This window comes from Shewanella sp. 2_MG-2023, assembly GCF_030548905.1.
Taxonomy (GTDB): domain Bacteria; phylum Pseudomonadota; class Gammaproteobacteria; order Enterobacterales; family Shewanellaceae; genus Shewanella; species Shewanella electrodiphila.
The window spans coordinates 1-3,182 of sequence record NZ_JAUOSO010000038.1; the positions used below are offsets into that span (position 1 = coordinate 1).

Genomic DNA, 3,182 nt, shown 5'->3' on the forward strand with positions numbered 1-3,182 from the left:
GTTCTTTAACAATTTGGAAAGCTGATAGTATTTAATTGCATGAGTCTGTCATGTTAATTAATTACAAATCGTATTATTGGGAAGTTAATCCCTTTTCAGTAATACATTGAGTTCTCAAAACACTTTATTAAGTGTCTTGAATATTCTAAAAACTAAGGCGAATTTGTGTACTCGTAAGAGATGCAAATTAGTAATAAACCAGCTAGTTACGATACAACAGTTAAGGCTACCCGCTTTAACAACAGTCTGTTTCTTTTAGAAACTTATTTGGGTTGTATGGTTAAGTGACTAAGCGTATACGGTGGATGCCTTGGCAGTCAGAGGCGATGAAGGACGTAGTAACTTGCGAAAAGCGTTGGCGAGCTAGTAACAAGCATTTGAGCTAACGATGTCCGAATGGGGAAACCCGGCCACATAAGTGGTCATCATAACGTGAATACATAGCGTTATGAGGCGAACCTGGGGAACTGAAACATCTAAGTACCCAGAGGAAAAGAAATCAACCGAGATTCCCCTAGTAGCGGCGAGCGAACGGGGATTAGCCCTTAAGTCTATGGGGTGTTAGTGGAATGTGTTGGAAAGCACAGCGGCACAGGGTGATAGCCCCGTACATGAAAACTAACCATAGATGAAATCGAGTAAGGCGGGACACGTGACATCCTGTTTGAATATGGGGGGACCATCCTCCAAGGCTAAATACTCCTGACTGACCGATAGTGAACCAGTACCGTGAGGGAAAGGCGAAAAGAACCCCTGTGAGGGGAGTGAAATAGAACCTGAAACCGTGTACGTACAAGCAGTGGGAGCGGTTCTTGAGACCGTGACTGCGTACCTTTTGTATAATGGGTCAGCGACTTACATTTTGTAGCGAGGTTAAGCGAATAGCGGAGCCGTAGGGAAACCGAGTGTTAACTGCGCGTTTAGTTGCAAGGTGTAGACCCGAAACCGAGTGATCTAGCCATGGGCAGGTTGAAGGTTGAGTAACATCAACTGGAGGACCGAACCGACTAATGTTGAAAAATTAGCGGATGACTTGTGGCTGGGGGTGAAAGGCCAATCAAACTCGGAGATATCTGGTTCTCCTCGAAAGCTATTTAGGTAGCGCCTCGAGCGAATACCACTGGGGGTAGAGCACTGTTAAGGCTAGGGGGTCATCCCGACTTACCAACCCTTTGCAAACTCCGAATACCAGTGAGTACTACTCGGGAGACAGACGGCGGGTGCTAACGTCCGTCGTCAAAAGGGAAACAACCCAGACCATCAGCTAAGGTCCCAAAGTTATTGCTAAGTGGGAAACGATGTGGGAAGGCTTAGACAGCTAGGATGTTGGCTTAGAAGCAGCCATCATTTAAAGAAAGCGTAATAGCTCACTAGTCGAGTCGGCCTGCGCGGAAGATTTAACGGGGCTAAGCAATACACCGAAGCTATGGGTTTGCACTTAGGTGCAAGCGGTAGAGGAGCGTTCTGTAAGCGGTTGAAGGTGAAGGGGTAACCCACACTGGACGTATCAGAAGTGCGAATGCTGACATGAGTAACGATAATGGGGGTGAAAAACCCCCACGCCGAAAGACCAAGGGTTCCTGTCCAACGTTAATCGGGGCAGGGTGAGTCGACCCCTAAGGCGAGGCCGAAAGGCGTAGTCGATGGGAAACAGGTCAATATTCCTGTACTTCTGCTAACTGCGATGGAGAGACGGAGAAGGCTAGGCTAGCGCGGCGTTGGTTGTCCGCGTTTAAGGTTGTAGGCTGTAAACTTAGGCAAATCCGGGTTTACATTAAGGCTGAGAACTGATGACGAGTCCCCAAGGGGATGAAGTAGTTGATGCCATGCTTCCAGGAAAATCTTCTAAGCTTCAGGTTAGTAGGAATCGTACCCCAAACCGACACAGGTGGTCGGGTAGAGAATACCAAGGCGCTTGAGAGAACTCGGCTGAAGGAACTAGGCAAAATGGTACCGTAACTTCGGGAGAAGGTACGCTGCTGGCGGTGATGAGACTTGCTCTCTAAGCTGCTGGCAGTCGCAGATACCAGGTGGCTGCAACTGTTTATCAAAAACACAGTACTGTGCAAAATCGCAAGATGACGTATACGGTATGACGCCTGCCCGGTGCTTGAAGGTTAATTGATTGGGTTATCTTCGGAGAAGCTCATGATCGAAGCCCAAGTAAACGGCGGCCGTAACTATAACGGTCCTAAGGTAGCGAAATTCCTTGTCGGGTAAGTTCCGACCTGCACGAATGGCGTAATGATGGCCACGCTGTCTCCAGCCGAGACTCAGTGAAGTTGAAATTGCGGTGAAGATGCCGTATACCCGCGGCTAGACGGAAAGACCCCGTGAACCTTTACTATAGCTTGGCACTGAACATTGAACCTACATGTGTAGGATAGGTGGGAGACTTTGAAGCTTCGTCGCTAGATGGAGTGGAGTCAATCTTGAAATACCACCCTTGTAGTTTTGATGTTCTAACCGCGGCCCCTTATCGGGGTTCGGGACAGTGCCTGGTGGGTAGTTTGACTGGGGCGGTCTCCTCCCAAAGAGTAACGGAGGAGCACGAAGGTTGGCTAAGTACGGTCGGACATCGTACGGTTAGTGCAATGGCATAAGCCAGCTTAACTGCGAGACATACACGTCGAGCAGGTACGAAAGTAGGTCATAGTGATCCGGTGGTTCTGTATGGAAGGGCCATCGCTCAACGGATAAAAGGTACTCCGGGGATAACAGGCTGATACCGCCCAAGAGTTCATATCGACGGCGGTGTTTGGCACCTCGATGTCGGCTCATCACATCCTGGGGCTGAAGTCGGTCCCAAGGGTATGGCTGTTCGCCATTTAAAGTGGTACGCGAGCTGGGTTCAGAACGTCGTGAGACAGTTCGGTCCCTATCTGCCGTGGGCGTTGGATGATTGAAGGAAGCTGCTCCTAGTACGAGAGGACCGGAGTGGACGAACCGCTGGTGTTCGGGTTGTTATGCCAATAGCATTGCCCGGTAGCTACGTTCGGAATCGATAACCGCTGAAAGCATCTAAGCGGGAAGCGAGTCCTAAGATGAGTCATCCCTAGGAATTTAATTCCTCTAAAGAGCCGTTCGAGACTAGGACGTTGATAGGCAGGGTGTGTAAGCGTTGTGAGGCGTTGAGCTAACCTGTACTAATGACTCGTGAGGCTTAACCATACAACCCAGAT

1 rRNA gene is annotated in these 3,182 nt (G+C 49.2%); it reads left to right on the forward strand.

What is annotated here, in order from left to right:
* Positions 1–278 precede the first annotated feature (278 nt).
* Positions 279–3,171: ribosomal RNA gene (locus tag Q4600_RS21015) — 23S ribosomal RNA — on the forward strand.
* Positions 3,172–3,182 lie beyond the last annotated feature (11 nt).